This window comes from uncultured Campylobacter sp., assembly GCF_938045535.1.
Lineage (GTDB): Bacteria > Campylobacterota > Campylobacteria > Campylobacterales > Campylobacteraceae > Campylobacter_B.
In genome coordinates, this window is sequence record NZ_CALIMQ010000158.1 from 1 (window position 1) to 6095 (window position 6095).

Genomic DNA, 6095 nt, shown 5'->3' on the forward strand with positions numbered 1-6095 from the left:
CGGACGGTCGGCGCGCAGGCGTTGCAGGAAATAGTGGCTGTCGACGGAGCAACAAATATGAACTAACATTATAATTCCCCATAAATGACGGATTTCAAGCTTTAAAATTTTAAACCCGTTTCGGTTACGTATTTCATATACGCGCCCTCACGGGTTAAAATTTTAAAGTTAAACTACGCCTATTCTGTCTTGAATATTTTTTACCGATTTTACTAAATTTAACTGCAAATTTGATTAAGGCATAGGGGTTATAAATTTTAGAATTTTTGCGGTGCGGGTCTCAGCGGATAAAATTTAAGACCGAAATTTGTAAATTTAACTTCAAATTTGAACGTAAAAAGTTAAGGCGAAGTATTTTTGCGTTTAGACGAGGCAGAAATGAGCCGAATGGAAGGAGCGTATATATAAATACGTGACTGAAATTCGGCGAAATTTCTAACGAAGTATAAACCAAAAAGACAAGCCTTAAAATCGCAAAATTTAACCCGAAATTTCCTTCCGCCAGTTTTTACCCCACACGGCATACGCCGCGCTCTCTTTCTCGTGCTCCTGTAGCCCCGAGATCGCGTGCAGAAACAAAGCTTTGTTCATGGGCCCCTTCATTAGCGCCTTCAAGCTTTTGTAAATTTTATCCTCCTGATATGACAGCAGCCCCGCGACGATCACTTCTAAACTACGCTCGCTGATGCCGTAGCGATCGATAAACGCCTCAATAAATTTTATATGCGCGCTCTGATGTTCGGCATCTACCGCCTCAAAGTAGCGCCGCGCGAGACCAAAGTATTTTTCGCTCTTTAGCGCAAGGCCGAAAACCGCGTAACTGCCGCTTGCCAGGCACTTTTTGCCGTCCGTGTCGGCGTAGAACTCAAACTTGTGCTTTAACGCCTCGTTCGCGTAAAGCTCAAGCTCCCCGTCGAGCCCGTGCGCGAGCGCGGCGGCGAAAAAGCGGTGCGTGGGCGTAGGCGCAAGGCCTTTGATCGGCAGATAAGTTTTCTGCGCTTTGGAGCTAAGCTTTACGGCGTAGCTTGCAGGAAAGCCCGCTTGCAGCAGCTTTACGATGAAATTTAGCGCCTTTTTATACGCATCCGCCGTTTCGTTTTTGATTTTTACGCGAACCTGTGCAAAAACATCGTTCGCTAGACACTCCGCGTCCGCGTCTTTAAATTTTACTAGCTCGCCCTCAAACTCGCCCGTGCCGTGATCCAGATAGCTTTGCGCCTGAGCCGAGCCGAAAATCTTCGCCGCGCACTCCAAATCCTTGCGCGCAAGATCCACATCCCAGCTATAGCGCTTAAATTTGATATTCCAAAACGCCGCACGCACGAAAAACGCAAGCTCGCCCGCGTCCACGCTTTGCCGCGTAAAATCCTTTTTAAGCTCGTAATCTTTGCTCCAGCCGTCATCGCTGATATCATAAAATTTCGGCAGAAATTTCTCCTCTTTCCAGCGCCGCAGATTATTCTCTAGCGCGATGATAAAATCCCCCAAAAGCCGCCTGTTCTTGGCGTCCTGTACCGCGGCGATAACCCGTTCAAGCAGCGCCATTAGCGCCGTTTCGTCGTAATCCATAAGCGAAAGATCGAAAATGCGGTCCATAAACACGAAAATCTCGCGGCCGTCTTTGATCTTTTTATCGCGGCGGATGATGATCTCGTCTATATAATCATCCATTTTACGCCTTAGCTCGGCTTTTCGCGCAGTGTTTTCAAAGTAAAATTTACGCTCGCAGCTGCGTTGTGCCAGACTACCGCTCGCACCTTCAAATTTGACCGCTAAATCCAGCTTATACGCAAAAAACGGCAGATTTACTTCAGCCAAAAACTCCTCCTCCACGCTCTTTGCGATGAGCGGGACGACGGCCTCAAACTCCTCGCACTCTAGCTCGTCTATCTCGGGCGCATCGGCTCTAAAGCTGTCCGCGCCAAAGTCGTGAAGGTAGAGCCTGATGCGCGATCCGCGGCACTCCACGCCCAAAAAATCAAAATACCCCTCTTGCACGCGACACCCCGAATACGGCGCCTCGCCCTTGTACTGCGAGCCAAGTTTGCCCGCGATCAGGCGCTTTAGCGAGTCCGAAATTTTGCCCGCTAGCGAAATTTGAGCTTCGTTCATTGACGATCCTTTTAAATTTGAGTTAAATTTAGCGGCAAGGCGCCGCAACTAAATTTAGATCCGATTTTAGCTTCGATTCGGCAAGCACGCCTAGCTCAAAGCCAAAAATTTCCTAACCGTTATACAAAGTATCGTAACGATAAGTGCGATCATCCAGCGCTTTTGAGCTTTTTTGCCGATCCTGTGCGAGGTTTTGACGCCCGCATAAACGCCCGCTAGCGAGCCGACGCCGAGTAACGCGCCGATTTCGTAGTACACGAGCCCGTGTGCGGCAAGACTAATAAAGCCCGCGCTTGAGGAAAATATCACGAAAAACAGCCCCGTGCTGACGGCCTTTTTGATGTCGTAGTTTAAAAAACTGATCAAAATAGGCATCACAAATACCGCGCCGCCAATACCCACGCTGATCGCCACGGCGCCGACGAACAGCCCCACGATAAAGAGCAAAATTTTAGATTCGTTGGCCTCGCTCGCGGGCTCGGTCGGGGTTTTAAAGAGTTTGATTAAATTTACGATCTGCACCAAAATAAGCGTGCCCAGAAGGAATTTTGACGAAAAATAGCTTACGATAAAGCCGCTGCTAAGCGCGCCGCAAAAGCCCCCGAGCCCCAGCACCAGCGCGGGCGCGACGTCTAGCATTTTGCTTTTAAAATTTACGAACGAACCGAAGATCGAGCTAAAGATCATCTGCATGATGCTAATGCCGATGGCGTACTTGACATCGTAGCCGAAGAGCATCATCACAGGCACCACGACGGTGCCGCCGCCGATACCGAAAAATCCGCTGATAAAGCCTACGCAGGCGCCGATTAAAATGTATTCAAAAAACATCCATATTCCTTATTTCAGCCCCTTTGATCTCGCTGAATTTCGCTTTTTGCGGCTTGTCTTAAATTTTACCGCTTGCAAGCCTTGAAATTTAAGCGCGAAATTTAGCAAATTTAAGCCTTATAGCCGTTTTGCTTCGCGCATCCATTCGCGGTATTGCTCGCGCGAAATTTTTACTTTTTCATATCGCAAGGTGTCCGCGCGGAAGCATTTCAGGCTCAGTTCATTATCTTCAAAGCCCGCAAAATCAGCCTGCTCGTAGATGTCGTAACCGCCCTGTATGCAGTCTAAAACATCGACATATCTCTGCTCTTCGCTCATCGGCTCGGCAAAGCTCACCAAATGCACGCCGTTTGGAGCGCCCCAGTAGCAACCGCTTACGACCAGCGCGTCCCAGTCCCGCAGATAGTGCACGCCGCCCCAAATGAAGCTCTCCTTGCCGAGCGTCCAGGCGTCCGGCACGAAGCGCATAATTCGCCCGCAATCCAGTTCAAGCACGCTATAGCCGTATAGATCCTGGCGAAAGACGAGGTAAAATTTGCCGTCTGCGTGGCGAATTAGGCTAAAAAATTCTGCCCTATCGTCTATACAGCGCCAAGTTTTTATCGCGCGGCTTTTGAGATGGGCTACGCAGCCGCCGCTCCCATCGTCTATGCGGCGTAGGCTTTTTATCTGCGGCGCGCCAAACAGCGCGTATTCGCCGCCGCCAAAGCTTGCCGTGCTGGGCCCATATGCGTCTTTTACGATCTCATATCCGCCGCTTAAATTTATCGTTTGGCACCGGGTAAAATTTCGCCCCTCGAAAAGAGTTTCCGCCTGTTTGATGCGCGCTTGGTACTGCGCGGAATTTACGGCGTTTGCCATCGTGCGCTCCTTAAAATTTCATGCAGGCGGGTTAAATTTTATGCTATTTGCGCTGCCTCAAACGGCTCGCGCTTCTTAAAATTTCATGCGAACCGAATAAATTTAGCCTCGCTAGTCGGTAAAATTTGAACGTTGGCGGCAGAACTCAAGCATTTGGCGGCAACCTACAACTACTAAGTGCAATCCGTGAGCGCTATGCACCCGCGCCTAAATTTTAAATCTCACCTTGCCAATTTTTTAAAATTTACCCGCAGTTTCGGCGCTCTGCGAATACTTGCGATACCGCACCGCCTTTAAATACTCGCACACAAGGACCTGAAATTTTACGAGCATTTAAAATTCCGCGGCGTTTAAATTTCACGATATTTAAAATTTCGTGACGTTTTAAAATCCCACGAAAATCCGAAATTCCGCGAGTATTTGAAATTTCGCAACCTTTAAATTTCACTAGCACCTTAAATTTTATCCAAGTACAGGCAGACAACCCGCCCGGACGGGCAGACCGCTCAAATTTGCTCGCCCGCGCGGTGCCGCTAGCTATCACTCAAAATTTATCCCCAGAATTTTGCTCCTATCAAGAGCGCAATAATCTCGCCACCAGCTATTACTCAAATTTACCCTCGTCCACAGCGCCGCTATCGTATAAATTTAAAATTTTACTCGCCCGAGACTGCAAATATTACTCGGATTTGTCCTCACTCTTAGCACCTGAAATTTTATCCAGCACCTTTTTGCCGACCTCGCTTTGATTTAGCGCTTCGAGCATCGCGGCTAGCTGCGTGCCGCCCTTGGCGCTTAAAATTTCGCCGAATTTACTCATCCCCTCGCCCACGCTGCCTTCGTTCGCGATGATCTTAAGATCCGCCGCGCTTAGTGCCTTGGCCTGCTCCAGACCGATGTCGCGGTTCGCTTCGATCTGTTTGATCGAAATGAGATAGGTCTGATAGCCCTGATTTTCGCCGATCTCGCGCGCCAGCTCGATCTGTGCGTTTACGGGCGCGAGCTCTTTTAGCCTAAGCGCCTCGGCCTCGGCAGAGCCTATCTTTAGCGTACCCTGCGCCTCTTTGTCCTTCATCTCCAAAAGCGCCGCGGCGGCGAGAAACTGCTTCTCTTTATCGCCCTGCGCTACTAAAATTTGATTTTCCTTGATCGCTTCGGCGTCGCGGATCTTGGCATTTTTGCGCGCTTCGGCGTCGATCTCGATCTTGCGCTGCTCCTGCTCGGCCTTTACGATCTCCACTTGCTTTTTGATCTCGGCCTGCTTGACGTCGTTTACCCGCACGACCTCCATCGCCTTTTCCTGCGTTATCTTTTGCTGATCCTTGATGAGCTGCTCGGCCTGCTCCTTTGAGATCGCGACTTCGCGCTCGTTTTCGACGGTCTTAAGGCCCACCATCTTGTTGGCCTCCTGCTGGCGCACTTCAGTTGCCTGCGCAGCTTCAATCTCGGCGATCTGGGCGAGCTTGGTGTTGTTTGCAACCTCGACGCGGCTTTCCTTTTCGATCTGGGATTTTTTCTTCTCCATGATGTTAAAGATAACCTTGCTGCCGCTGCTATCTCGGATATCCATCAGCTCGATGTTTTTGACGGGCTCGATACCCCAGTTTTGCAGCTGCGTCTTTACCGCCTTGGTAAAATCATCTCCGAGCTCGGAGCGGATCTGCAAGATGTCCTCAAGCACGCGGCTCGAAAGGATCGAACGAATCGAGCCTTGGATGATATTGGTAAGCTGGTTATTCAAATCTTGAAAATTATTGACGCGTTGTGCGGCTAAATTTGAATCCACGATCCTAAAAAACGCTGTAATATCGACTACGAAAGGAAGCCTGCCCAGATCATACGCCTCATAATCCTCGATCTTGATGCTAAAGACCGAGACCGGCAAAACGATCTTCGTAACGCCCAGCGCCGGCACCCAGCTCGGGAATTCATAGTAGCTGTTGCCGTTGCCGGTATCTTTGCCGTAGCTCGTCGTCTTGCGCGCGCTTTGGACGATATGCACTTCGTTCGTCTCCACTATACGCCTGAAAAACAGCGGTACGATGATAAAAAGCGCGATTAAAACCCCGACGGCGGCGCCTATTAAATATAAAATTTCACCCATTTTCTCTCCTTTAAAAATGCTAAATTTAAAATGGATTATATAAAAATTTACTTTGAAAAATAATAAATAATCGCGGCGACAGCGGTTAAAATTTACGCAATTTTAATGAGATTTTATGTAATATCGCAGCGTATATTTCAATACCTTTTAGAAGAAAGAAAAAATGCAAAAGAAAATAAGGAATATG

The 6095-nt window shown here is 48.7% G+C and carries 5 protein-coding genes; all 5 read right to left on the reverse strand.

The genetic code is table 11. The annotated features are described in order from the left end of the window. Positions 1-480 precede the first annotated feature (480 nt). Positions 481-2112, reverse strand: a complete 1632-nt coding sequence (locus tag Q0095_RS05025; protein ID WP_297881942.1) for a DUF6138 family protein — start codon at positions 2110-2112, stop codon at positions 481-483. A gap of 90 nt (positions 2113-2202) precedes the next feature. Next, a complete protein-coding gene (locus tag Q0095_RS05030) occupies positions 2203-2943 on the reverse strand; it encodes a sulfite exporter TauE/SafE family protein (protein ID WP_297881944.1) in 741 nt (246 codons plus the stop codon). A 117-nt stretch (positions 2944-3060) separates the two neighbouring features. Further along, positions 3061-3804: a hypothetical protein gene (locus tag Q0095_RS05035; RefSeq protein ID WP_297881946.1), complete on the reverse strand. Its 744-nt coding sequence runs from the start codon at positions 3802-3804 to the stop codon at positions 3061-3063. 244 nt (positions 3805-4048) lie between these two features. Then, complete coding sequence (locus tag Q0095_RS05040; protein ID WP_297881948.1) at positions 4049-4348, reverse strand: hypothetical protein; 300 nt, start codon at positions 4346-4348, stop codon at positions 4049-4051. A 135-nt stretch (positions 4349-4483) separates the two neighbouring features. Continuing rightward, on the reverse strand, positions 4484-5908 hold the full coding sequence (locus tag Q0095_RS05045; protein WP_297881950.1) for an SPFH domain-containing protein: 1425 nt from the start codon (positions 5906-5908) through the stop codon (positions 4484-4486). Positions 5909-6095: the final 187 nt, after the last annotated feature.